Here is a 24131-nt window from a genome sequence, read left to right on the forward strand (position 1 = left end):
GACATGCTCAGACTAGCAAAACCTAACATCGATTTGTACTGTGTTTATGAAGACTGCATTTCTGAAAACAATACCTTCAGAGAAAAATTGACTTATAATGAAGCATATATTTCATACAGCATTAATTTTTTTAATAAAATATTTCATATCAAAGCAGAGACTGCGTCTTTACATACATTACCTGTGTTAAAAATAGTCTTTGGCAGTATTTCAGGCGCTGATCTTGAAAATTTGTATACTAATGGGATGGTCACGCTGGTGGCTGGCAGAAAACATTATGACACGCTGATAGCATCATCACCTGAAGATATCTGCCCTCTATGTGCGTTAAGAAAGGTCAATTCACTCGACCACTACTTACCCAAAGCACATTATCCGCAATATGCGATTTCACCGATTAATTTATATCCCTGCTGCACAGACTGTAACAAATCCAAAGGTGACAAAAAAAAGCTGACGAAAGGAAAACAAACGATTAATCCGTATTTCGATAATATCGAAAATCAACAGTGGCTTTTTGCGCGGGTTGTCAAAGATCCTATCGTACGTATTATCTATTATGTTGACCCTCCCACAAACTGGTCAGCAACGCTAAAATCGAGGGTGCAGAATCATTTCGAAACGCTGGCAATAAAGTCACTTTATGCCAGCAATGCTGCATCATTACTAACGTCAAATCGCCTAAATTTTCAGAGTCTCTATCGGGACGAGGGCGAAACAGGGCTGTGCAAACATCTTATTCGTACCCGAGACTCTATTGCTGATAAAAACCTTAATCAATGGGATGCGGTCTGTTATAGCGCATTACTGGCGTCCAAGGATTTTATCCAACGCTGGCATAAAGAGATTGCTGCACCTGTGAAAATTCCTTGACCATCCGCCGTAAACGTTTCACGTCCTTCTGAAATACAGAATGACGTGAGGTGTTTATTAAGGGGCATCCACTTTCCTGCCTTGTACGCTCTCTTTTAACTGCCCTATCAGCTCACGGCGGAAATCACCAAGGCGGGGTTTATCCCCTTCCAGCCACGGCAGCGGGCGGCACAGTTCCATGGCTTTAATTCCCAGGCGGGCGGTCAGCAGACCGGCCCCGATCCCCTGGGCGGCGCGGGTGGAAAGTCGGGCGGCAAGACCCTGTGACATCCAGTCCATGCCCACTTCACGGACCAGCTCTGACGCGCCGGCAAACGCGATGTTCAGCAGGACCAGACGGAACAGTCGCAGCCGACTGAAATAGCCCAGTTCAATGCCGTAGAGGGCGGCGATACGGTTCACCAGACGCAGGTTACGCCAGGCTATAAAGGCCATATCGACCAGCGCCAGCGGGCTGACGGCGATCATCAGCGTAGATTCAGCGGCATAGCGGCTGATTTCGCGGCGGGCCTGCCGATCCAGTACCGGCTGCACCAGTTGGGCGTACAGCTCGACGACCTCGCGATCGTTTTGGGTTTCATGCAGTGAGGCGTGCCAGCGCTGCAGCGCCGGATGCCCGGACGCCAGCCCCGCCTGCTGTGCCAGCTTTTCACAAAACGCCCGACCCTTACCGCTACCGTGGCTGGCCAGCAACTCACGCGCCACATCGCGCTCTTCCGCACGTTCACGCAGTCGGTACAGACGTCGCCATTCACCGATCAGCGATCCGGTCCCTGCCGCTACGATCAGCCCTCCGGCAATGCCTCCGCCCAGACCAATCCAGTCCTGAGCAACCCAGGCCTGATGCGTCCACTGTACGCCCTGCGCTACCACGCTGACGCCAAACAGACTCAGCCCGGCAATGACCATCTTGCGCCACAGGCTGCGTTTAGGCCGCAGCGCGGCTTCTACCGCCAGTTCTCCGGGTCCTTCAGGTTCTACGTCCTGCGCCGGATCAGCGGCGACAAACTGATCCTGACGATCGGCAAACGCCTTTGACGGACGCAGGATCGGAACCGGTTCATCACTCAGCGGTTGGGCAAAATCGATACGCGGTTTAATCGGTGCGGTCATCGCAGTTTATCTCCCAGAAGAAATTCCAGCGCCGCGTCCATCCGGATATGCGGCAGTGGCCGGTCAACATCCAGATCCTGCGGGCGGAACTGTTCAAAATGAAACCCCTGATCCTGCCAGAAGGCGCTGCCCGGCAGACGCGGCGGGACTTCGCCCGGATAGACGGTCAGCGGGGTGTTGTCGGTCAGACGGTGGCCGCGCAGGGCCGGGATACTCTCACCCTGATGTTCGACGTGGCCGCTCTGTGTGGCCTGTACCGAGGCCAGCCCGACGCATTCCATCCTGATCCCTTCAAACGCGGCGTTCTGCCAGGCGTCCTGCAACAGTTGCTGGAGCAGCGACACCAGATTGGCGTGCTGGTCGGCGGTGACATGATCGGATTTTGTCGCCGCAAACAGCAGCTTGTCGATGACCGGAGAAAACAGCCGGCGGAACAGGGTGCGCTGGCCGTACGAAAAACTCTGCATCAGCTGCGTCAGCGCCAGGCGCATGTCGTTAAACGCCTGCGGCCCGCTGTTGAGCGGCTGCAGGCAATCCACCAGAACAATCTGACGGTCGAAGCGCAGGAAGTGATTTTTATAAAAGTCCTTCACCACGTGCTGGCAGTAGAACTGATAGCGGGCACGCAGCATGCCGATATTGCTGGCAGCATCCCCCTGGGCCAGGCGGGTTTCGCCCCCTTCCGCTATTTCGGGCCACGGGAAAAATTGCAGCGCCGGGGCACCGGCCATTTCACCCGGCAGCACAAAGCGGCCGGGCTGGATAAAGTGCAGTCCCTCCTGTTTACAACGCTGCAGGTAGTCGGTCCAGGCGGCGGCGATCTCGGCCAGGCGGTTTTCATCGGCGGGCGCCAGCGGGTCAAGGCCCTCACACAGCTGACGCCAGCGCTGTGCCCACTCCGCGCGATCGCCCTGCAGCAGGCCGGTCATCTGCCGTGACCAGCTGAGGTAATCCTGTTCCAGCATCGGCAGGTCGAGCAGCCATTCACCGGGATAGTCGACGATTTCCAGATAAAGCGTGGAGGTTTCTTTAAAATGGCGCAGCAGGGAGGCCTGCGAACGGTAGCGTAACGCCAGGCGCATTTCGCTCACGCCCCGGGTGGGGGTCGGCCAGTCTGGCGGCGTGCCGTACAGCTGCGCCACGCCTTCATCATAGGTAAAACGCGGGATGCCAAGATCGCGCTGTGGCACACGTTTGACGCCCAGCAGGCGCTGCTCGCGCACCGCAGAGAACATGGGCAGACGCGCACCGGAATTGACGTTAAGTAGTTGGTTAACCAGGGAGGTGATAAAAGCGGTCTTGCCGCTGCGGCTCAATCCGGTCACCGCCAGGCGCAGATGGCGATCCGCGCCGCGATTCACCAGCGACAGCAATTCATGTTGTAGTCGTTTCATCTGTGGCATTGGCACCTTATCGTTAATATTCCTTATCGTAACATCCTCCTGCCATTGCCGCTTCTTTGACTCAGGGCGCGGGTTTTACCCAGCGCGCGGCGGCCCGGCGCATCACGCGTTTAAACAGGGGCTCAAGCGCCCAGGCCAGCAGGATTTTTAACGGCCTGCGGGCGACGGACTTCACCGCCCAACCGCTTAACCCTGCCGGACCATAAGTGAGCGCGTTGATAAGGACAAATTTACCGGCCTTTTTCAGGCGCGGGTGGGGCTGCCAGTTTCTCATTGATTCACTCCTGAAAAAGCACCGTAGATTACAGCTGGCTGAACCGGCTGCGTACGCTAAAGGTTTCTGAGGTGACATAACGCTCCACCTCACGCAATTCCCGTTCGCCGCCGTTCAGCTCTGCGCTTAATTCATCCAGCAGCTGTCGCGCACTGAGCGGTTTATCACGCCCCTGTTCGCTGGCCGGCAAGTCCGGCAGCAGCATCGCCAGCAGGAAGTAGCCGACGATAGTCAGGACAAAGAGGCCGAAAAACATCGACATCACCACGATAACGCGGACCAGCATGACCGGCACACCCAGGTATTCGGCAATCCCGGCACAGACGCCTTTGAGCTTTCCCTGCTCCGGGATGCAGTACAGTTTCTTCTGAATCATGGCTGCCTCCAGTGAGGATGCTCGGCATCGAGGATGGCTTCCAGCGCCTGGATACGTTCACGCATTTTACGCGCGTCCTGGGTCAGCTGTTGCAGACGCTGCAGTTCATTCTGCGTCAGTTCCGCCCCACCATTCTGGCGTTTTGTGTAATGCAGCCAGAGCCAGATCGGCGCGACAAACAGCAGAAACAACGTCAGGGGTATGGCAATAATGAAGACACTCATTCACGTTCCTTGAAAGTTAATCTTAGCGATGCCGGCCACCGCCGTGGCCAGCTCCGTTACTCACTGCGGTTCATTTTTGCTTTCAGCGCCGCGAGCTGCTGGCTGATTTCATCGTCAGCCTGTAACTCAGCGAACTCCTGATCGAGCGATTTCTTTTTGCCAAAGCTGTGGCTTTCGGCTTCCGCTTCCATGTGATCGATGCGGCGTTCGAAAGATTCGAAGCGGGCCATGGCATCATCAATTTTGCCGCTGTCTAGCTGGCGACGCACGTCGCGTGATGAGGATGCCGCCTGATGACGCAGCGTCAGCGCCTGCTGGCGGGCACGGGTTTCGCTCAGTTTACTTTCCAGCTCACCAATTTCACCTTTCATCCGCGTCAGGCTCTCTTCAACCTGCCCTGCTTCCTGCTGCAGTGATACCGTCAGGTCGGTGAGCTTCTGTTTTTCCATTAGCGCGGCACGGGCCAGATCGTCTTTTTCTTTGCGCAGGGCCAGTTCGGCTTTTTCCTGCCATTCGGCCTGCTGAGTCTCGGCCTGCTCAATTCGGCGCTGTAACTGTTTCTTTTCGGCCAGGGCCCGGGCTGATGTGGAACGCACTTCAACCAGCGTATCTTCCATCTCCTGAATCATCAGGCGCACCAGCTTCTGCGGATCTTCTGCTTTTTCCAGCAGGGAGTTAATGTTGGCGTTCACGATGTCGGCAAAGCGGGAAAAAATACCCATAATCAAAATCCTCTTTCAGTCATTGTCTGGCATTACGCCGGGTGTCGAATAATGCGGTTAAGCTGCATAACACTATTCAAAAGCCGTGCCAGTTTTTATCTTATTGATTTTACATGATCTGATGACTTTACAGGGGCAGACAGTAAGACTAAAGTGGTTTTTATCACTAACATCTGGTGAAATTAATGATGAGCGAAAATCCTGATACCCTGCTCGGCGAGTCCAACAATTTTATCGACGTTCTGGAGCAGGTGTCACGTCTGGCACCGCTCAATAAGCCGGTGCTGGTGATCGGTGAGCGCGGCACCGGAAAAGAGCTGATTGCCAGCCGTCTGCATTACCTCTCCGAACGCTGGCAGGGACCGTTTATCTCGCTCAACTGTGCGGCCCTGAATGAGAACCTGCTGGATTCAGAACTTTTCGGTCATGAAGCCGGGGCGTTTACCGGGGCGCAGAAGCGCCATCTCGGCCGCTTTGAGCGGGCCGACGGCGGGACGCTGTTTCTGGATGAGCTGGCGACGGCACCGATGCTGGTTCAGGAAAAACTGCTGCGGGTGATTGAATACGGCCAGCTGGAGCGCGTCGGCGGCAGCCAACCGCTGCAGGTCAGCGTGCGGCTGGTCTGCGCGACCAATGACGATTTGCCGCTGCTGGCGCGGGAGGGGAAGTTCCGCGCCGACCTGCTGGACAGGCTGGCGTTTGATGTGGTGCAGCTGCCCCCGCTGCGCGAGCGTCGCAGCGATATCCTGGTGATGGCGCAGCATTTTGCCATTCAGATGTGCCGTGAACTGGGGCTGACGTTGTTTCCCGGCTTCACCGCTGCGGCAGAACAGCGTCTGCTGGATTACGCCTGGCCGGGTAACGTGCGTGAGCTGAAAAATGTGGTTGAACGATCGGTGTACCGTCACGCCAGCAGCGAAATCCCGCTGGATAACATCATTATTAACCCTTTCCAGCGTGCGGAACCGGACGCCATCCCGGCAGATGCTGTTGCGGACGCCCTGCCTGCGCTGCCCTTCGATTTGCGCCACTGGCAGCTTCATCAGGAAAAAGCGCTGGTGGAGAAAGCACTGGCCCAGGCGCGATTTAATCAGCGCCGTGCCGCCGGATTGCTGGGGGTGACTTATCATCAGCTTCGCGCCATGTTGAAAAAGCACGATATCAGCGTTGATGATATCGGCGTCGATGAAGCCTGAGCCGGTGAGTCGTGAGCAAAAAAAAACCCGCGTTAAGCGGGCTAAATAATACTGGAAGCAATGTGAGCAATGTCGTGCTCCTCACCGGCAGAGCCACCGTTGAGGTGCAAGTGAATAATAATCATTCTCAATATTATCTGTAAAGCGTTTTGTTGAGAATTTTTCTCATTACCATAACAACATCAGGCGTATTCCACTTTCACCTCCCCCTGTGGCGATCTTTCTGTCGGAAAAACGCGGGCTCGCCGCTGCAAACTTTGGGTGCAGCCAGAGAGTGCGGTACACTGTGTTTATTGCCTGAATTTTCAGAAGAGTTATGCGCAAACTAATCTCCACCCTGCTTCTCAGCCTGAGTACGCTGAGTGCTCCGGTCTGGTCATCCACGCCTGGCGATATTCGTCAGAGCGGCTTCGTCTATTGCGTTAATGGCGTAATGAATACCTTTAACCCGCAGATGGCCAGCAGCGGGCTGGTGGTCGATACGCTCGCCGCCCAGCTCTACGACCGGTTGCTTGACGTTGATCCTTATACCTACCGGCTGATCCCTGAGCTGGCGGACAGCTGGGAAGTGCTGGACGACGGGGCCACCTATCGCTTCCATCTGCGTCAGAAAGTGGCTTTCCAGCATACCGCCTGGTTTACGCCCACCCGGACGATGAACGCCGATGATGTGGTGTTCAGCTTTGAACGGATATTTAATCGCAACCACCCCTGGCACAATGTCAACGGTGGCAGCTACCCTTATTTCGACAGCCTGCAATTTTCTGACGCTGTACAGAGCGTGAAAAAGCTGGATAAAAATACCGTCGAAATCCGCCTCAACAGTCCCGATGCGTCGTTCCTCTGGCACCTCGCGACCCACTATGCGCCGGTGCTGTCGGCCGAGTATGCCGACCAGCTGACCCGGGTTGACCGTCAGGAGCAGCTGGATCGTGAACCGGTCGGTACCGGGCCGTTTATGCTCAATGACTACCGGGCCGGGCAGTATGTGCGCCTGCAGCGCAACGACGCCTACTGGAAAGGCAAGCCGCGCATGTCTCAGGTGGTGATAGATATGGGTGCAGGTGGCACCGGCCGCATGTCCAAGCTGCTGACGGGCGAGTGTGATGTGCTGGCCTATCCTGCCGCCAGCCAGCTGTCTGTGTTGCGCGACGACCCCCGCCTGCGCCTGACGCTGCGGCCGGGGATGAACATTGCTTATCTGGCGTTTAACACCCGTAAGGCCCCCCTTGACCGCCCCGAGGTGCGTCAGGCACTGGCGCTGGCGATCAACAATGAACGCCTGATGGAGTCGATTTATTACGGCACGGCGGAAACCGCCGCGTCGATCCTGCCGCGAGCGTCCTGGGCCTACGACACCGATGCCCGCGTCACGCCGTATAATCCACAAAAGGCGCGTGAAGCGCTGAAAGCGCTGGGCATTGAAGATTTGCATCTGAATCTGTGGGTGCCGTCGGCCTCGCAGTCGTGGAACCCCAGTCCGCTGAAGACAGCAGAGTTGATCCAGGCCGACCTGGCTCAGGTCGGCGTAAAGGTAACCATCGTGCAGGTTGAAGGTCGCTTCCAGGAGGCGCGGCTGATGGAGATGAATCACGACCTGACGCTGACGGGGTGGGCAACGGACAGTAATGACCCGGACAGCTTCTTCCGCCCTCTCCTCAGCTGTGCCGCCATTGCCTCACAGACAAATTATGCGCACTGGTGCAATTCCGGGTTTGATGAATTACTGCATAAAGCGCTGTTGTCGCAACAGCTGGCGAAACGCATCGACTATTATGACCGCGCTCAGGCGATGTTGTCTCAGGAACTGCCCGTTCTGCCACTGGCCTATTCCCTGCGGTTGCAGGCTTACCGCTACGACATCAAAGGTCTGGTACTGAGCCCGTTTGGTAATGCCTCATTTGCGGGTGTACACCGTGATGGCGGCGAGGAGAAGTCACCGTGATTATCTATACACTTCGCAGACTGGTGCTGTTTGTTGTCACGCTGTTTATGCTGACGCTGCTCGGTTTCAGCCTGAGCTACTTTACCCCTCACGCCCCTCTGCAGGGAGCGTCGCTGCTGGATGCCTGGTTGTTCTGGTTTAAAGGCATCCTGCAGCTGGATTTTGGCGTATCCAGCATTAACGGGCAGTCCATAAACTTGCAACTACGTGAGGTGTTCCCGGCCACGCTGGAGCTCTGCTTCATGGCCTTCAGCCTCGCCCTGATGGTGGGCATCCCACTCGGTATCGCCGCCGGAGTAATGCGTAATAAGTGGCAGGATAAGGCGATCAGCGCCGTGGCGCTGCTGGGCTTTTCCCTGCCGGTGTTCTGGCTGGCGCTGCTGCTGACGCTGTTTTTCTCGCTCAATCTTGGCTGGCTACCGGTCTCCGGGCGTTTTGACCTGTTGTATCCCGTGCAGCATGTCACCGGATTTGCCATGATTGACGCCTGGCTGACCGACTCCCCGTGGCGGCATGAAATGATCGTCAGCGCCCTGAAGCATATGGTGTTGCCAGTGACCGCCCTGGCCGTCGCACCGACCACGGAGGTAATCCGCCTGCTGCGCATCAGCACGCGTGAGGTGATGGAGCAGAACTACGTGAAAGCCGCCGCCACGCGAGGGCTGTCGCTGTGGACCATTATTCGCCGCCACGTGCTGCATAACGCGCTGCCGCCAGTGATCCCGCGTCTGGGCCTGCAATTTTCCACGATGCTGACGCTGGCGATGATCACCGAGATGGTCTTCAGCTGGCCAGGCCTGGGGCGCTGGCTGATTAACGCTATCCGCCAGCAGGATTACGCGGCGATCTCCGCCGGGGTAATGGTGGTGGGTGGACTGGTGATCGCCGTGAATGTGCTCTCTGATATTTTAGGTGCTATGACAAATCCGCTGAAACATAAGGAGTGGTATGCCCTCCGATAATATTTACGCTGAAAAGCGGCCCCCCAGCCCGCTGCGTCATACCTGGGGGCTGTTCTATCGCGATACCACGGCGATGATCGGTTTTTACGCCTTTATTGCCGTTCTGCTGCTGTGTATTTTCGGCGGGCTGCTGGCCCCTTACGGACTGGATCAGCAGTTCCTGGGCTATCAGCTTCTTCCCCCGTCATGGTCACATTATGGCGACGTCTCGTTCTTCCTCGGGACCGACGATCTGGGGCGGGACCTGTTGAGCCGGTTATTAAGCGGTGCCGCTCCGACGGTGGGTTCAGCGATTGTGGTGACGCTTTTCGCCTCGCTGTGTGCGATGGTGCTTGGGGTGATGGCCGGACTGACCCACGGGCTGCGCTCGGCGGTGATGAACCATATTCTTGACACCCTGCTGTCAATCCCTTCGCTGCTGCTGGCCATTATTGTCGTGGCTTTTCTGGGACCCCGACTGGAACACGCCATGCTGGCGGTATATCTGGCGATCCTGCCCCGTCTGGTGCGCGCCATTTACAGCGCGGTACATGAAGAGCTGGAAAAAGAGTATGTAGTGGCCGCCCGTCTGGATGGCGCCAGCAGCCTGGATATTCTCTGGTATGCGATCCTGCCGAATATACTGGCGCTGCTGGTTACCGAGTTTACCCGCGCCCTGTCGATGGCTATCCTCGATATTGCCGCGCTGGGTTTCCTCGATTTAGGTGCCCAGCTTCCCTCACCGGAGTGGGGCGCGATGCTGGGTGATTCACTGGAGTTGATCTACGTGGCCCCCTGGACCGTGATGCTACCGGGTGCGGCGATTATGCTCAGTGTTCTGATTGTTAACCTGTTGGGTGACGGCGTTCGCCGGGCCATCGATGCGGGAGTTGAATAATGCCGCTGCTCGATATTCGTAACCTGACCATTGAATTTATGACGGCCGACGGGCCGGTGAAAGCAGTGGATCGGGTCAGTATGACGCTGACTGAAGGCGAAGTGCGTGGCCTGGTCGGTGAGTCCGGCTCAGGAAAAAGCCTGATCGCTAAAGCGATCTGCGGCGTGACCAAAGATAACTGGCGCATCACGGCAGATCGGATGCGCTTTGATGATATCGACCTGCTGCACCTGTCGCCGCGTGAACGGCGCAAGATCGTCGGCCATAACGTGTCGATGATTTTTCAGGAGCCGCAGTCGTGTCTCGACCCGTCAGAAAGTATCGGTACCCAGCTTAAGCAGGCCATTCCGCGCTGGACGTGGAAAGGCCGCTGGTTTCAGCGTTTTGGCTGGCGTCACCGCCGGGCGATTGAACTGCTGCACCGGGTGGGGATCAAGGATCATAAAGATATTATGAGCAGCTTCCCCTATGAGCTGACCGACGGGGAGTGCCAGAAGGTGATGATTGCCATTGCGCTGGCCAACCAGCCGCGTCTGCTGATTGCCGATGAGCCGACGAATGCCATGGAGCCGACCACCCAGGCGCAGATATTCCGCCTGCTGTCGCGCCTGAACCAGAATAATAACACCACGATCCTTCTGATCAGCCATGACCTGCAGATGCTCAGTCACTGGGCCGACCGGATCAATGTCATGTACTGCGGACAAACGGTCGAAACGGCGGTCAGTGAAGACCTGATCACCGCGCCACACCATCCCTATACCCAGGCGCTGATCCGCGCCATGCCAGACTTTGGCCGCTCGCTGCCGCATAAAAGCCGCCTGAATACGCTGCCGGGCGCGATCCCGTCGCTGGAGCATTTACCGATTGGCTGCCGCCTGGGACCGCGCTGCCCCTACGCGCAGAAAACTTGTATTGAAACTCCGCGCCTCTCAGGGTCGAAAAGTCATCTGTTTGCCTGCCACTTCCCGCTGAATATGGAGAGTCAGTAATGGTTGAAACGCTACTGGAAGTGCGCAACCTCAGTAAAACGTTTCGCTACCGTACCGGTCTGTTCCGGCGGCAGCACGTTGAGGCGGTGAAAGAGGTCAGTTTTACCCTGAAGGAGCGTCAGACGCTGGCGATCATCGGGGAAAACGGCTCCGGTAAATCAACGCTGGCCCGCATGCTGAGCGGTATGATCGCCCCCTCCTCCGGTGATATTGTGATTGATGACCATCCGCTGGAGTACGGCGATTATGGCTACCGCAGCCAGCGTATCCGTATGATTTTTCAGGACCCGTCTACCTCGCTTAATCCGCGCCAGCGCATCAGCCAGATCCTCGATTTTCCGCTGAGGCTGAATACCGAACTCAATAGCGAGGAGCGGGAAAAACGGATTATTGCCACGCTGCGCCAGGTCGGCCTGCTGCGGGATCACGCCTCCTATTATCCGCACATGCTTGCCCCCGGCCAGAAGCAGCGCATTGGCCTGGCGCGCGCCCTGATATTACAGCCGAAGGTGATTGTTGCTGATGAGGCGCTGGCCGCGCTGGATATGTCGATGCGTTCGCAGCTGATTAATCTGATGCTGGAACTGCAGGCGAAACACGGCATTTCCTATATTTACGTGACACAGCATTTGGGCATGATGAAACATATCAGCGATAAAGTGCTGGTGATGCACCAGGGCGAAGTGGTGGAGCGTGGCAGCACGGCGGAAGTCCTGGCCTGCCCGCTGCATGACCTGACCCGCCGTCTGATCGCCAGCCATTTTGGTGAAGCCCTGACCGCCGATGCCTGGCGTAAAGACCGTTAAACCTGCCGCCGGGCGGCCCTGATATCGGGCCGCCTTTCCTTTTCGCCCCTTATGCTTTCCAGCTATTTGATAGTACAGATCATTATTTCTTTCGCGCTGCGGGTTACGCCAGGATAACCGTGCCGTAATTGAAAAGGAATGATCATGGAACAGCGCCGCTTTACCGGCAATAACCACTGGTATCATGAAACCCAGTCCAGCCTGCCCGCCCAGCGTGCACCGCTGATGCCTGAAGCTGCCACCGTTGAAGACCGTTTTTTACTGGGTCTGGCGCAACAGACGGAAGGAGAACTGAGCACTGTTTTACAGCAAAGGCAGCCCGCCCTGCTGGCCTCCCGCGATGTTTACTCGCTGCTTTTCCCGGCGGCACTCAGCACCACACTGACCCACACGCTGACGCTTTACGATCGCCTGTGTATTGCCCTGACGGTAGCCCAGGTCACTGGCGTGCAGCGCTTATGCAACCACTATGCCGCGCGCCTAAACCCGCTGCCGGGGCCGGATTCGTCGCGGGAGAGTAACCATCGCCTGACGCAAATCACCGAATACGCTCGCCAGCTCGCCAGCCAGCCCACCCTGATTGACGCGGTGTCCGTGCAGCGGCTGGACGAGGTTGGACTAACCGCCCCTGATATTATCAGCCTTGGCCAGATTGTCGGCTTTGTCAGTTATCAGGCCCGCGTCGTGGCGGGCGTCCACGCCATGCTGGCGCTGCCGGTGCGCTGGATGCCCGGCGTCACCATCCCCCCCGACGCCTGTCGTGAGACGCTGCTGGCAGACAGTGTGTGGCGGCCGTCGCTGCCGCCGCTGGAGTTGCGCTATGCCGCGCCCGACCAGCTCGAGGCGTTAACCTTCTGCCAGCCGCTGGCGGAGCTGGAAGCCGGTGCCTGGCTGTTTGCCCACGACGGTAAAGTGCTGTACGGCTGGGGACGTCTGCTGGAGAGCCTGAAAACAGCGCGCAGCAGCAGCGCCTCGCGGCTGGCCGCCGCCGTCACCTCGCGTATCAACGGCAGTGCCTGCTGTTTCGGCCGCTATGCCGATGACAGCAACCTCTTCGCTGCGTTACACGAAGGGGTGGAACCGGCGCTGAACGCGGCAGACAGACAGCAGCAGGCACTGATTGCCCTTGCCGCCCAACTGACCCGATCGCCGGAGCGGGTCAATGCCGCGCATCTTCAGCCGCTGAAAGAGGCCGGTCTGAGCAGCGGCCAGATCTTTGATGTGATCTTAAGCGTTGCCGCCGCCAGTTGGGGTAACCGGCTGATGCAGGGGCTGGGCATCAGTTCATCAGCCAGCGCCTGACTTCATCAAAAAAGTGCTGCGCCAGCGGCGTGGCGCGACCCGGCTCTGCAATTACCACGGCTCCCTGGCGGGACATGGGCGGCAGCGCCATTTTTCGTCGTTGCAGTCCGCTGGTCATGCCGTCGATCAGGTGTCCGACCGGTGACACCATGCAGCCTAACCCGACCTGAACGCCCTGCAACAGCTGAAATACTGAGGTGGTTTCCAGAACAACGCGCATCGACAGCCCGGCCTCCCGGAAGTGGCCGTCAACGTAACGACGAAAATAGCGCGTCTGTTCCGCCAGGCAAAGCGGCAGTGCCGCCACCTCGTGCAGCGACAGCTGAGTGTCGCCTTCCAGTTGAGGAAAGTGCTGCGGATGATAAAGTAGCTCTACGCCATTATCCGCCAGTGTCTCCGCCTGGAAATGTAACTCACGCAGCGTCGCCAGCTCGAAGAAGCCGATGCCAACATCCACCGTATGACTGTTCAGTGCCTCCAGCAGCTGGTCGGCACTCAGCACCGCGACCCGATAGTCGAGCTGGGGATAGCGGTCGCTGATGGCTTTCAGCATCACGGCCAGTGACATACTGCACTGGGGCACCACGCCGAGACGCAACGTACCGGTCACGCCGTGTTTAAGAGACTCGACTTCCAGCTTTAATCCTTGATAGACCGAGACAATTTCCCGCGCCCAGGAGAGTACGCGCTCGCCTTCCGGCGTAAAACCATCAAAGTTATTACTGCGGTTGATCAGCGACAGCCCCAGCTCACGCTCCAGATTTTTCAGACGCATGGAAAGCGTGGGCTGACTGACAAAGCTGGCCTCAGCAGCGCGGCCAAAGTGGCGCTCTCGCTCCAGGTTACATAAATAGATGAGCTGTTTAATGTCCATTATGATGATGTCTTCGTTAGTGTGCGAACGCGTGTGCCGACGGCCGGGCTGCTGCTAATAAAATTCACTGACCAGCGTCGACTGGCGTTCAATGACGTTATCACCGGGCGAGGTTTTAATTTTATAGTGGCAGGAAGTGGGAACGCCCTGCTGATACTCACAGCGCGTGGTGATTTCTCTCGTCGAGGCCGGGTAGGTAGTGAGCATCACCCCATCCAGCCGTTTATCCGCCTCTGTCGTAGCAAATGTCTGCTTGTCATCGCTGATCAGACGAGCCCCTTCCCTTATGTTCTGCCTGACCATTCGCCCTTGCTCGTCATAGGTTATGTCAATGCGCAGAGGATCCTGGATGGAAGAGTAAGCTGAAATCAGCCCACGGTCGTTGTAACTGATATTCAGCGTAGAATTGCCGCGGGTTTTTGACACGACGTTGCACTTGCCGTCCAGTTTCATCAATACCGGTTTACCGTTCTCCTCACCGACCAGCGTGTCTTTGTCCCGCCGCAGGCTGGTGTTCGAGTGGATTTTGCGGTCGTTAATTACGTAGAGGCTGGTCACGATAACATCGGTGAGACAGCCCTGCTGATCGAAGCGGGCCGTGGCTTCGTGCTGTTTCTCACCGCTGGCATCGAACAACGTCTGATGGGTGCTTTTGAGCTTTCCGGGGATGGGTTCGAAGCGAAAAAGCGTCGACATATTTTTGACCGTTGTCGATACCCCTTGTGGTTCTTCATTCTTACAGCCTGTCAGCAGCAGCGCGGGCAACAGCAGCGCCAGCGTTGTCTTCATCATATCCATGCAGTGTGAGTCCTGTCAGTTTAGTAAGATTTGTTCATAATGAGGCGTGATGCTGTCTTCATTAGTGTGTGAACGCGTATCCCGATGGGCGGGCTGCTGCTAATAAAACTCACTGGTGAGCTTTGCATGGCGTTCAGTCACCGTGTCGCTTGTGGAGGTTTTCACCGTGAACACGCAGCTGACAGGCACAGCCTGCTGATATTCACAGCGGGTGGTGGTCTCCCGGGTGCCCTCTGGCGTTGTGCTTTTCGTGACGGCATCGGAGGGTTTATCGCCGGCGTCTGACGTGTAGTTTTGTACGCCTTCTGAAATCTGACGATCGCCACTGAACGCTTTCTGTCCAATCGGGCGGCCCTGTGCATCATAGGTCAGCGCGACGCGAAAATCGGACTGGCGGGAGGAAAGTCCGGAAATCAGTCCCTGCTTGTTGTAGGCGATATCAATGGTAAAATTACCGCTGGTTTTGGACAGCACATTACACTCGCTGTCCAGTTTAAGGACCAGGGGTTTACCATTTTCCTCTCCGATGAGCTGGTCTTTCTCCCGCCGCGCGCTGATGCTGCCGATATCAAGATTAGTCACTTCAAAATCCGTCACGCAGCCGTTTTTATCGAAATTAAACACCCCGTCATAACGCTTGTCACCGTTATCCTCGAAAATCGTCTGATGGGTGCTCTTCAGTTTTCCAGGAATAGCCTCAAACTGATATAGATAAGACAGGTTTCTGATTTTCTTAGTAATACCTTCATCTTCCTGTTGCTTACAGCCTGCAAGCAACAGCAGCGGCAAGAGCAGTACCACCGTCGTTTTAATCTTGTCCATGTCACCTGGGTCCTGTCCGCGTAATCAGATTTACGCAATATTATCGGCAGGTTAGCGCCATTCTTTAGTGGTCATCATACCGGGCCACTCAGGACATCCCCAACGCACTTTTCACGTCATTCGCGATTTTTTCTACCTGTGGCCCATAAATCACCTGCACGTCGTGGTCGCTGACGCGATTAACGCCGTTAGCACCGGTGGTCATCAGGGTCTGGTCGACGACTTCATTCATCTGTTTTACCTTGACCCGCAGGCGGGTAAAGCAGCAGTCAACGTCGTCGATATTGCCCTCGCCGCCCAGTCCGCTGATGATCACCCGGGTGCGTTCATCCGCCGTAACGCTAACCTGTGGGGCCTCATCCGACTCCCGACCCGGCGTTTCCACCCGCATACGCATAATGATAAAGCGAAAACTATAGTAGTAAACCGGGGCATAGATCAGGCCCAGCGCAACGCTCCACCACCACGCCGTTTTACTGCCGCCGAGGATGCCGAACACCACAAGGTCAATCGCTCCCCCCTGTACATTGCCAATCATCAGGTGCATCAGCGACATCAGCATAAACGACAGCCCGCTCAGCAGCGCGTGAAGGAGATAGAGCACCGGTGACACGAAGATAAAGCAGAACTCCAGCGGCTCGGTAATACCGGTGGTAAAGGAGGTCAGCGCCCCGGCCAGCATCAGCGCTTTGACCCGCTGCTTATGCTCTGGGCGGGCGCAGTGGTACATCGCCAGCGCCGCCGCCGGCAGGCCAAACATCATTACCGGGATTTTACCCTGCGCCAGGAAACGCGTTGCCTCCTGTACCGTCGCATCCGGCACTGAACCGGGGTGGGTCAGTGAGGTATTAAAGATATTCAGCGCCCCGACAAGGGTCTGCCCGTCCACCGTGGCGATCCCGCCGATGGGGGTAAAGCGCACCGTTTCATTCAGAATATGGTGCAGGCCGGTCGGGATCAGCAGCCGTTCGCTGGTGCCATAGAGAAAGGCCCCGTACTGGCCACTTTTGCCGATCAGCTCTCCCACCCACGCGATGCCAGCCCCAATCGTAGGCCAGATCAGAGCCAGCAACACGCCAGTCAGCGGCAGGACCAACACGGTAACAATCGGTACAAAGCGCCGCCCGCCGAAGAAGGCAATCGCCGCCGGCAGCTGGACCGTATAGCAGCGGTTATGGATCATAACCGTCACCAGGCCAGCGATCACCCCGCCCAGCACGCTCATGTTGTAGGTAAATATCCCCAGCATCTGAATATATTCCGCCGAGGTCATCATTGCGGCGGTCTGATCCATCCCCTGCTGTTGCAGCGCTGCAGCGGTAGTGGTCGCCGCTGTCAGCCCCCGGGCAGCCAGCGTGGCGCTGATGCCGACGTGCATGGCAATAAACCCAATCACCGAGGCAAACGCTGCCGTGGGCTTTTCCGCCTTCGCCAGACCAATGGCGCTGGCGACGGCAAAGAACAGCGGCAGGTTAGCAAACAGCGCACCGGCCACCTTGCGGATAAACCCAATCACCAGCTGGGGTACCTGCATACTGGCAAACGCCTCTCCGGTGATCACCGGGTTCTGCAGCGCCGCTGCCACGCCCAGAAAAATACCGGCGGCAGCAATCACGGAAATCGGCATCATCAGGGCTTTGCCGAAGGCATGGATCTTACTGGCAAACTCTTTCATCAGGACTCTCCCGCAGAAATGGCAACCGGCTAAGTATGCGTCGCATGAACGGCGATGACCGCGCCAGGGGGGAATTTAAGAGAATATTTTTTGACCAGCTTCACACTTCCGCACATTTCGCGATAAATGCCACCTATCGCACCATCTCTGCAATCAATTAGACAATGAGGCGGGCGAATAGCAAAATCGCCAAAAAGAAGTCATAACTTCTTAACAACTCATAAACATAAGCCTGCGAAAAAAATGAAATTTAAAGAAGCCATCAAGCCATACGACGCTGCCGCTGGCGGCTGGGGTTCACTGGAAGCCACCACCCGTTTCGTCCTCGACAGCAAACAGGTGTTAAAAAACATGCGCAATCTGATGCGCATGAATAAGGCGAAAGGCTTTGACTGCCCGGGGTGTGCCTGGGGTGATGATAATAAAAGTACCTTCAGCTTTTGTGAAAATGGCGCGAAAGCCGTCACGTGGGAAGCCACCCGCCGCCATATCGGGGCAGAATTCTTCGCTCAGTACAGCGTCTCCGCCCTGCGTCAGCAGAGTGACTATTTCCTTGAATATCAGGGCAGGCTGACCGAACCACTGCGCTATAACCGCGCCACCGATCGCTACGAGCCCATCAGCTGGGACGATGCCTTCGCACTGATAGCCCGCCATATTAAGGCGATGGATAATCCGAACCGCATGGAGCTGTACACCTCCGGGCGTGCCAGTAATGAAGCCTCATGGCTGTATCAGCTCTTTGGCCGCATGAACGGCAGTAACAACTTCCCCGACTGCTCGAATATGTGCCATGAAGCCAGCGGTACCGGCCTGAAGCGCAGTATTGGCGTAGGAAAAGGCACCATTCGTCTGGACGACTTTGACCACGCGGATGCGATCTTTGTCTTCGGCCAGAACCCGGGCACTAACCACCCGCGCATGCTGCACAGCCTGCGCCATGCTGCCGATAACGGCGCGAAAATTGTCACGTTTAACACGCTGCGCGAGCGGGGACTGGAGCGCTTTGCCGATCCGCAAAAACCGCTGGAAGTCGTCACCAGCATGGCAGGAAAAATCAGCTCGACTTATTACCAGCCTAATCTCGGCGGTGATATGGCGGCGGTTCGCGGTATGGTGAAAGTACTGGCCGAAAACCACCGCGCACGGGTGGCGGCCGGTGAGAAAGGCTTGTTTGATGAGATATTTATCAATGCCAGAACCGAGGGGCTGGAGGCGTACCTGGCCGCCGTTGATGCCACTGAATGGTCACATATTGTCAGCCAGTCGGGCCTGAGCGAACAGCAGATCCGTGAAGCGGCGGCGATTTACCAGAGTTCAGAACGGGTGATCTGCACGTGGGCAATGGGCATCACCCAACATAAGCACTCAGTGGATACCGTGCGTGAAATCGTCAATATGCAGCTGCTTTTTGGCCAGCTGGGCAAAAAAGGCGCGGGTCTGTGCCCGGTGCGCGGACACAGCAACGTGCAGGGTAACCGCACGATGGGGATTGATGAAAAACCCTCTCAGGCGTTTCTCGACAGCCTCGGCCAGCATTTTGACTTTGAGCCCCCTCGTGAGAGCGGTCACAACACCGTTGAAGCACTGGAAGCGATGTTGCGTGATGAGATCAAAGTGCTGATCGCGCTGGGGGGCAATCTGGCGGCGGCTGCACCGGACAGCCCGCGCACCGAAGAGGCCCTGAAACGCTGCGATCTGACGGTGCAGATCAGCACCAAGCTTAACCGCAGCCATCTGTGCCCGGGTGCGGTTGACGCCCTGATCCTGCCCACACTTGGCCGCACGGAGCAGGATATTCAGGCGAGCGGACCGCAGTTTATTACCGTGGAAGACTCCTTCAGCATGGTGCATGCCTCCGAAGGCGTTGGCAAACCCATTGCAGCCACTCAGCGCTCTGAAACCTGGATCGTCGCCGGGATCGCCCATGCCGTGCTCGGCAGTGAAAAAGTAGACTGGCTGTCGCTGGCCGGTGATTATAATAAAATCCGCGACCATATTGCCGCGACTTTGCCGGGCTTCAGCGATTTCAATGACAAATGCGACCTGAAAGGCGGGTTCTATTTGGGCAATGCCGCTGCCGAGCTGCGCTTCAATACGCTGCACAATAAAGCCCAGTTCAGCGCTGCTGCCCTGCCCGCTTCTCTGTTCCCGCAGCTGGATGTTGAGGTGCCTTTTACGCTGCAAACGCTGCGCTCACACGACCAGTACAACACCACGATTTACGGCCTCGATGACCGCTATCGTGGCGTTTACGGTCAGCGTGAAGTGTTGTTTATCAACCAGGATGATATGGAAAAAATGGGCTTTGCCGCCGGTGACCATGTGGATATTGAAACCCTGTGGAATGACGGTATCACCCGCAAAGTCAGCGGCTTTAAGCTGGTGCCTTATGCCATTCCACGCGGCAATCTCGCCGCGTATTATCCCGAAACCAATCCGCTGGTTCCGCTCTCCAGTTTTGGTGACGGCAGCGGCACGCCGACGTCGAAGTCAGTACCGGTGAAAATCAGCCTGTCACCGGCGACAACCGGCTTACGCATCGCCTGATGACCTCAGGGCGGCCGACACAAAACGGCCGCCCTGTGTCTGTGGGTGTCACGGCTTTTTACTTGCCGTAACGCGGTTAATCGCGTAAAACTGTCTGCCGCTCTTAGGCCACGAAAACTGTTGAAATTATGTTCCAGGATAACCCGCTGCTCGCGCAGCTTAAAGAGAAACTCCACTCCCAGACGCCGCGTGTTGAGGGTGTGGTAAAAGGCACTGAAAAAGGTTTCGGCTTCCTGGAAGTCGATGCACAGAAAAGCTACTTTATTCCGCCGCCGTTCATGAAAAAAGTCATGCACGGTGACCGTGTGAGTGCGGTTATTCAGACTGATAAAGATCGTGAAGTTGCCGATCCGGAAACGCTGATCGAACCGTTCCTGACCCGCTTTGTCGGCCGCGTGCAGAAGAAAGACGATCGCCTGTCGATTATTCCTGACCATCCGCTGCTGAGAGACGCCATTCAGTGCCGTCCTGACCGTAATGTGAAGCATGACTTCCAGGCCGGTGACTGGGCAGTGGCTGAAATGCGCCGTCACCCGCTGAAAGGCGATCGCGGTTTCTACGCTGAACTGACTGAATTTATTACCACGGCGGATGACCATTTAGCGCCGTGGTGGGTCACCCTGTCACGCCATAATCTGGAGCGTGAAGCGCCGGATGTGGCCACGCCGGAAGAGATGCTGGACGAACAGCTTGAGCGTGAAGATCTCACTGGCCTCGCCTTCGTGACTATCGACAGTGCCAGCACGGAAGATATGGACGATGCGCTGTACGTAGAAGAAGCCGCCGATGGCGCGCTGAAGCTGACGATTGCCATTGCCGACCCGACAGCCTATGTACCGGCCGGCAGCCAGCTCGATACCATTGCCGCCGAGCGTTCATTTACCAACTATCTGCCTGGTTTTAATATTCCGATGCTGCCGCGTCAGCTGTCTGATGACATCTGTTCTCTGCGCCCCAACGTTCGCCGGCCGGTGCTGGCCTGCCGTGTCACGGTGGCAGCCGACGGTACCCCGGGCGAGGACATTCAGTTCTTCGCCGCGTGGATTGAGTCCCGCGCCAAGCTGGTGTACGACAACGTTTCTGACTGGCTGGAAACCGACGGCAACAGTGAATGGCAGCCGGAAAGCGGGGAGATTGCTGCGCAGATCCGCCTGCTGCACCGCCTGTGCCTGGCGCGCAGCGAATGGCGTCAGAGCCATGCGCTGGTGTTCAAAGATCGCCCTGACTTCCGCTTCCTTTTGGGTGAGAAAGGCGAAGTGCTGGATATCATCGCCGAGCACCGCCGCATCGCCAACCGCATCGTTGAAGAGTCGATGATCCTGGCGAACATCTGCGCTGCCAGCGTGCTGCGCGATAAGCTGGGCTTCGGTATTTATAACGTCCACCTGGGCTTCGATGAGGTGAACGCCGAGCAGGCTGCTGCTGTTCTGGCGAATCACGGCGTGGTGGCCGATCCGCTGGCGATTGCTACGCTTGAAGGCTTCCGCACGCTGCGCCGTGAACTGGATACCCTGCCGACGCAGTTCCTCGACAGCCGTATTCGCCGCTTCCAGTCGTTTGCCGAGGTCAGCACCTCGCCAGGGCCGCACTTTGGTCTTGGCCTGGAAGCGTATGCCACCTGGACCTCCCCCATCCGTAAGTTTGGCGACATGGTTAACCACCGCCTGCTGAAAGCGATCATCAAAGGGGAAACGGCGAGCCGTCCTGACGATACGCTGACGGTGAAGATGGCTGAACGTCGCCGTCAGAACCGGATGGCCGAGCGCGATGTGGGTGACTGGCTCTATTCACGCTTCCTGCAGAAGGCAGTGGGTACCGATCAGCGTTTCAGTGCGGAAGTGATCGACGTTTCCCGCGGTGGCATGCGCGTTCGCCTGCAGGACAACGGTGCGGTGGCCTTTATTCCTGCCCCGTTTATTCACGCCGTGCGTGATGAACTGGTGTGCAGTAATGAAAATGGCACCGTGCAGATCAAAGGTGAAGTCGCCTACCGCGTAACCGACCTGATTGAAGTGACCATCGCCGAAGTGCGTATGGAAACCCGCAGCGTCGTTGCCCGTCCGGCCGTCTGATATCGCTCAACGGGACAGCCTGACCGCTGTCCCGTTTTTATTCCCTCCCTCTCCACCTCCATCTGCCGCGCTCCGCAAAAAAGAAAAAACTCTCTGCGCCTCACATTTCTCATTCCATTTACTTTCATAAACATTCTTTTACATTACGTTTAACTTGTCCCCCCTTTTACGGATCTGACAAGGAGTACTGTGATGAACAACGTCAAAACCGGGTTGGTCTGGTTACTGGTGGCGTTAGCCGGTGCCTGCGCCTTTGCCATGCTGGCGCTCAACCGCGGCGAACCCGTTAACGCGCTGTGGCTGGTGGTGGCCGCCGTTGCCTGCTACAGCATCGCTTATCGTTTTTACAGTCTGTTTATTGCCCGCCGGATATTCGAACTCGACGACCGCCGTCTGACCCCCGCAGAGCGCAATAACGACGGACTCGACTATGTGCCGACCAATAAGTGGGTCTTGTTTGGCCATCATTTCGCCGCCATCGCCGGTGCCGGTCCCCTTGTCGGGCCGGTCCTTGCCGCACAGATGGGCTTCCTGCCGGGCACGCTGTGGATCCTGATTGGGGTGATGCTGGCCGGTGCCGTGCAGGACTTCCTGATCCTGTTTATTTCCACCCGCCGCGACGGCCGTTCGCTGGGCGAAATGGCGAAACAAGAGCTGGGGGCTTTCGCCGGCGTGATCACCATGCTCGGGGCACTGGGGGTAATGATCATTATTCTCTCTGCGCTGGCGCTGGTGGTGGTAAAGGCGCTGACCAACAGTCCGTGGGGACTCTTTACCCTGGCAGCGACCCTGCCGATTGCCCTGTTTATGGGCGTGTACATGCGCTTTCTGCGCCCGGGTAAAATTGCCGAAGTGTCCTTGATCGGTTTTGTGCTGATGATGGCGGCAATTATTTACGGGGGCGATATTGCCCTGCACCCTTACTGGGGCCCGTTCTTCACGCTCAAAGGCACCACCCTGACGCTGGTACTGGTGATTTATGGCTTTGTGGCGTCGGTGCTGCCCGTCTGGCTGCTGCTGGCTCCACGTGATTACCTGTCGACCTTTCTCAAAATTGGTGTAATTGTCGGCCTTGCCGTTGGCATCGTCTTTGCTATGCCGGAAATGAAAATGCCGGCAGTGACCCAGTTTATTGATGGCAGCGGTCCGGTATTTTCCGGCGGCCTGTTCCCGTTCCTGTTTATCACTATCGCCTGCGGAGCCATCTCCGGCTTCCATGCACTGGTTTCCAGCGGCACCACGCCGAAGCTGATTGAACGTGAAAGTCATATCCGCATGATCGGCTACGGTGCAATGCTGATGGAGTCGTTCGTGGCTATTATGGCGCTGATTTGCGCCTCGGTGATCGACCCCGGTGTTTACTTTGCTATGAATGCGCCAGCGGCCCTGATCGGCACCACGGTGGAAAGCGCCAGCCAGGCGATCAACGGCTGGGGATTTGTGGTGACGCCAGAAATGCTAACCGCCATTGCCCGCGACGTGGGTGAAACTTCGGTGCTTTCGCGTGCCGGTGGCGCACCCACCTTTGCTGTCGGGATGGCACACATTATTACCGAGGTGTTTAACAGCCGGGCGATGATGGCGTTCTGGTATCACTTCGCCATTCTGTTTGAAGCGCTGTTTATCCTGACCGCCGTCGACGCCGGGACGCGTGCCTGCCGCTTTATGGTGCAGGATCTGGCAGGGACGATGGTACCGGCCCTGGCCAACAACCGTTCATGGCTGGGCAATATTATCGGCACCGCCGTGGCGGTAGCGGGATGGGGCTTCTTCGTCTATCAGGGGGTAATTGATCCTCTGGGCGGGATTAATACCCTCTGGCCGCTGTTTGGTATTGGTAACCAGATGCTGGCATCAATGGCGCTGATCCTCGGCACCGTAGTGTTGTTTAAAATGAAAAAACAGCGCTATGCCTGGGTCACGATTATCCCGACGGCGTGGCTGTTTATCACCTCGATGACTGCCGGATGGCAGAAAATTTTCCACGAGAAACCTGCGATTGGTTTCCTTGCCCAGGCGAAGAAATTCAGCAACGGTATTGACCAGGGCATCGTGATCGCACCGGCTAAAACGGTGGCAGATATGCAGACCATTGTTCTCAGCAATCAGATTAATGCCGGACTCTGCGCCTTCTTTATGCTGGTCGCCGTGACCATGCTGGTCGCCGCATTTTTCGCTATTCGCCGTGCCCTGTTGAGCACGACCCCCACCGTGCGCGAAAGCCCGGTGGTGCTTCGCGACGAAAAAGTCAACATGTGATGATTTTTGCGACAAT

At 56.9% G+C, this 24131-nt stretch carries 21 protein-coding genes; 11 read left to right on the top strand and 10 right to left on the bottom strand.

Annotation, left to right across the window (positions count from 1 at the left end):
• The first annotated feature begins 3 nt into the window (after positions 1-3).
• Positions 4-873 (top strand): hypothetical protein, encoded by an 870-nt coding sequence (locus ACZ3HG_RS03495; RefSeq protein WP_465331865.1) that lies wholly within the window; start codon positions 4-6, stop codon positions 871-873.
• Between the two features lie 57 nt (positions 874-930).
• Here the strand turns inward: ACZ3HG_RS03495 and ACZ3HG_RS03500 are convergent, their stop codons facing one another.
• From ACZ3HG_RS03500 to pspA, 6 genes are all read right to left on the bottom strand, one after another.
• Positions 931-1986 (bottom strand): TIGR01620 family protein, encoded by a 1056-nt coding sequence (locus ACZ3HG_RS03500; protein ID WP_465331867.1) that lies wholly within the window; start codon positions 1984-1986, stop codon positions 931-933.
• On the bottom strand, positions 1983-3380 hold the full coding sequence (locus ACZ3HG_RS03505) for a YcjX family GTP-binding protein (protein WP_465331869.1): 1398 nt from the start codon (positions 3378-3380) through the stop codon (positions 1983-1985). Before ACZ3HG_RS03505 ends, ACZ3HG_RS03500 begins: the two co-directional genes overlap by 4 nt.
• A 70-nt stretch (positions 3381-3450) precedes the next feature.
• Entirely contained in the window at positions 3451-3663 is a 213-nt protein-coding gene (pspD, locus tag ACZ3HG_RS03510) for a phage shock protein PspD (RefSeq protein WP_191932456.1), read from the bottom strand.
• 28 nt (positions 3664-3691) lie between these two features.
• Entirely contained in the window at positions 3692-4039 is a 348-nt protein-coding gene (pspC, locus tag ACZ3HG_RS03515) for an envelope stress response membrane protein PspC (protein WP_191932457.1), read from the bottom strand.
• Positions 4036-4263, bottom strand: a complete 228-nt coding sequence (gene pspB / locus ACZ3HG_RS03520; protein ID WP_062743180.1) for an envelope stress response membrane protein PspB — start codon at positions 4261-4263, stop codon at positions 4036-4038. The genes pspC and pspB overlap by 4 nt, the downstream gene beginning before the upstream one ends.
• 56 nt (positions 4264-4319) lie before the next feature.
• The gene (gene pspA, locus ACZ3HG_RS03525) at positions 4320-4985 is read right to left on the bottom strand and encodes a phage shock protein PspA (protein ID WP_191932458.1); all 666 of its coding nucleotides are present in this window, start codon (positions 4983-4985) and stop codon (positions 4320-4322) included.
• 185 nt (positions 4986-5170) lie between these two features.
• On the opposite strand from pspA, the gene pspF reads away from it, so the two are divergent.
• The 7 genes from pspF to ACZ3HG_RS03560 all read left to right on the top strand — a co-directional run bounded on the left by pspF (position 5171) and on the right by ACZ3HG_RS03560 (position 13065).
• Positions 5171-6181, top strand: coding sequence for a phage shock protein operon transcriptional activator (pspF, locus tag ACZ3HG_RS03530; RefSeq protein ID WP_465331872.1), 1011 nt, complete (start codon positions 5171-5173; stop codon positions 6179-6181).
• Positions 6182-6497: 316 nt separating this feature from the next.
• A complete protein-coding gene (gene sapA, locus ACZ3HG_RS03535; protein ID WP_191932460.1) occupies positions 6498-8126 on the top strand; it encodes an ABC transporter substrate-binding protein SapA in 1629 nt (542 codons plus the stop codon).
• On the top strand, positions 8123-9088 hold the full coding sequence (gene sapB, locus ACZ3HG_RS03540) for a putrescine export ABC transporter permease SapB (protein ID WP_191932461.1): 966 nt from the start codon (positions 8123-8125) through the stop codon (positions 9086-9088). The genes sapA and sapB overlap by 4 nt, the downstream gene beginning before the upstream one ends.
• Positions 9075-9965 carry a putrescine export ABC transporter permease SapC gene (gene sapC / locus ACZ3HG_RS03545; protein ID WP_191932462.1) on the top strand — a complete coding sequence of 297 codons (891 nt, stop codon included), beginning with the start codon at positions 9075-9077 and terminating at the stop codon, positions 9963-9965. Before sapB ends, sapC begins: the two co-directional genes overlap by 14 nt.
• Complete coding sequence (sapD, locus tag ACZ3HG_RS03550) at positions 9965-10957, top strand: putrescine export ABC transporter ATP-binding protein SapD (protein WP_191932463.1); 993 nt, start codon at positions 9965-9967, stop codon at positions 10955-10957. The genes sapC and sapD overlap by 1 nt, the downstream gene beginning before the upstream one ends.
• A complete protein-coding gene (sapF, locus tag ACZ3HG_RS03555) occupies positions 10957-11763 on the top strand; it encodes a putrescine export ABC transporter ATP-binding protein SapF (protein WP_191932464.1) in 807 nt (268 codons plus the stop codon). The genes sapD and sapF overlap by 1 nt, the downstream gene beginning before the upstream one ends.
• Before the next feature lie 144 nt (positions 11764-11907).
• Complete coding sequence (locus tag ACZ3HG_RS03560; RefSeq protein ID WP_465331876.1) at positions 11908-13065, top strand: CMD domain-containing protein; 1158 nt, start codon at positions 11908-11910, stop codon at positions 13063-13065.
• On the opposite strand, the gene ACZ3HG_RS03565 is transcribed toward ACZ3HG_RS03560, so the two are convergent.
• The 4 genes from ACZ3HG_RS03565 to ACZ3HG_RS03580 form a co-directional block, all read right to left on the bottom strand.
• Positions 13043-13939, bottom strand: a complete 897-nt coding sequence (locus ACZ3HG_RS03565; RefSeq protein ID WP_191932466.1) for a LysR family transcriptional regulator — start codon at positions 13937-13939, stop codon at positions 13043-13045. The two genes, ACZ3HG_RS03560 and ACZ3HG_RS03565, sit on opposite strands and share 23 nt — an antisense overlap.
• Before the next feature lie 54 nt (positions 13940-13993).
• Positions 13994-14737, bottom strand: coding sequence for a YnfC family lipoprotein (locus ACZ3HG_RS03570; RefSeq protein WP_465331878.1), 744 nt, complete (start codon positions 14735-14737; stop codon positions 13994-13996).
• Between the two features lie 99 nt (positions 14738-14836).
• Complete coding sequence (locus tag ACZ3HG_RS03575) at positions 14837-15559, bottom strand: YnfC family lipoprotein (RefSeq protein WP_465331880.1); 723 nt, start codon at positions 15557-15559, stop codon at positions 14837-14839.
• A gap of 88 nt (positions 15560-15647) precedes the next feature.
• Complete coding sequence (locus ACZ3HG_RS03580) at positions 15648-17234, bottom strand: PTS transporter subunit EIIC (protein ID WP_191932469.1); 1587 nt, start codon at positions 17232-17234, stop codon at positions 15648-15650.
• Positions 17235-17477: 243 nt separating this feature from the next.
• Here ACZ3HG_RS03580 and ACZ3HG_RS03585 point away from each other — a divergent pair, with 243 nt between their 5' ends.
• The 3 genes from ACZ3HG_RS03585 to ACZ3HG_RS03595 all read left to right on the top strand — a co-directional run bounded on the left by ACZ3HG_RS03585 (position 17478) and on the right by ACZ3HG_RS03595 (position 24115).
• A complete protein-coding gene (locus tag ACZ3HG_RS03585; protein ID WP_191932470.1) occupies positions 17478-19784 on the top strand; it encodes an FdhF/YdeP family oxidoreductase in 2307 nt (768 codons plus the stop codon).
• Positions 19785-19912: 128 nt separating this feature from the next.
• A complete protein-coding gene (locus ACZ3HG_RS03590; RefSeq protein ID WP_191932471.1) occupies positions 19913-21856 on the top strand; it encodes an exoribonuclease II in 1944 nt (647 codons plus the stop codon).
• Positions 21857-22048: 192 nt separating this feature from the next.
• Complete coding sequence (locus ACZ3HG_RS03595; protein WP_465331883.1) at positions 22049-24115, top strand: carbon starvation CstA family protein; 2067 nt, start codon at positions 22049-22051, stop codon at positions 24113-24115.
• Positions 24116-24131 lie beyond the last annotated feature (16 nt).

The organism is Erwinia sp. PME.40.26/001 (assembly GCF_055556675.1).

Bases quoted from the DNA above. Each gene is read 5' to 3' on its own strand.
- pspA (WP_191932458.1), bottom strand. From the start codon at position 4,985: ATGGGTATTTTTTCCCGCTTTGCCGACATCGTGAACGCCAACATTAAC.
- sapA (WP_191932460.1), top strand. From the start codon at position 6,498: ATGCGCAAACTAATCTCCACCCTGCTTCTCAGCCTGAGTACGCTGAGT.
- ACZ3HG_RS03580 (WP_191932469.1), bottom strand. From the start codon at position 17,234: ATGAAAGAGTTTGCCAGTAAGATCCATGCCTTCGGCAAAGCCCTGATG.
- pspF (WP_465331872.1), top strand. From the start codon at position 5,171: ATGATGAGCGAAAATCCTGATACCCTGCTCGGCGAGTCCAACAATTTT.
- sapF (WP_191932464.1), top strand. From the start codon at position 10,957: ATGGTTGAAACGCTACTGGAAGTGCGCAACCTCAGTAAAACGTTTCGC.
- ACZ3HG_RS03570 (WP_465331878.1), bottom strand. From the start codon at position 14,737: ATGGATATGATGAAGACAACGCTGGCGCTGCTGTTGCCCGCGCTGCTG.
- sapC (WP_191932462.1), top strand. From the start codon at position 9,075: ATGCCCTCCGATAATATTTACGCTGAAAAGCGGCCCCCCAGCCCGCTG.
- ACZ3HG_RS03495 (WP_465331865.1), top strand. From the start codon at position 4: ATGCTCAGACTAGCAAAACCTAACATCGATTTGTACTGTGTTTATGAA.
- ACZ3HG_RS03565 (WP_191932466.1), bottom strand. From the start codon at position 13,939: ATGGACATTAAACAGCTCATCTATTTATGTAACCTGGAGCGAGAGCGC.
- ACZ3HG_RS03595 (WP_465331883.1), top strand. From the start codon at position 22,049: ATGAACAACGTCAAAACCGGGTTGGTCTGGTTACTGGTGGCGTTAGCC.
- pspD (WP_191932456.1), bottom strand. From the start codon at position 3,663: ATGAGAAACTGGCAGCCCCACCCGCGCCTGAAAAAGGCCGGTAAATTT.
- ACZ3HG_RS03560 (WP_465331876.1), top strand. From the start codon at position 11,908: ATGGAACAGCGCCGCTTTACCGGCAATAACCACTGGTATCATGAAACC.
- ACZ3HG_RS03505 (WP_465331869.1), bottom strand. From the start codon at position 3,380: ATGAAACGACTACAACATGAATTGCTGTCGCTGGTGAATCGCGGCGCG.
- sapD (WP_191932463.1), top strand. From the start codon at position 9,965: ATGCCGCTGCTCGATATTCGTAACCTGACCATTGAATTTATGACGGCC.
- pspC (WP_191932457.1), bottom strand. From the start codon at position 4,039: ATGATTCAGAAGAAACTGTACTGCATCCCGGAGCAGGGAAAGCTCAAA.
- ACZ3HG_RS03585 (WP_191932470.1), top strand. From the start codon at position 17,478: ATGAAATTTAAAGAAGCCATCAAGCCATACGACGCTGCCGCTGGCGGC.
- ACZ3HG_RS03575 (WP_465331880.1), bottom strand. From the start codon at position 15,559: ATGGACAAGATTAAAACGACGGTGGTACTGCTCTTGCCGCTGCTGTTG.
- ACZ3HG_RS03500 (WP_465331867.1), bottom strand. From the start codon at position 1,986: ATGACCGCACCGATTAAACCGCGTATCGATTTTGCCCAACCGCTGAGT.
- pspB (WP_062743180.1), bottom strand. From the start codon at position 4,263: ATGAGTGTCTTCATTATTGCCATACCCCTGACGTTGTTTCTGCTGTTT.
- ACZ3HG_RS03590 (WP_191932471.1), top strand. From the start codon at position 19,913: ATGTTCCAGGATAACCCGCTGCTCGCGCAGCTTAAAGAGAAACTCCAC.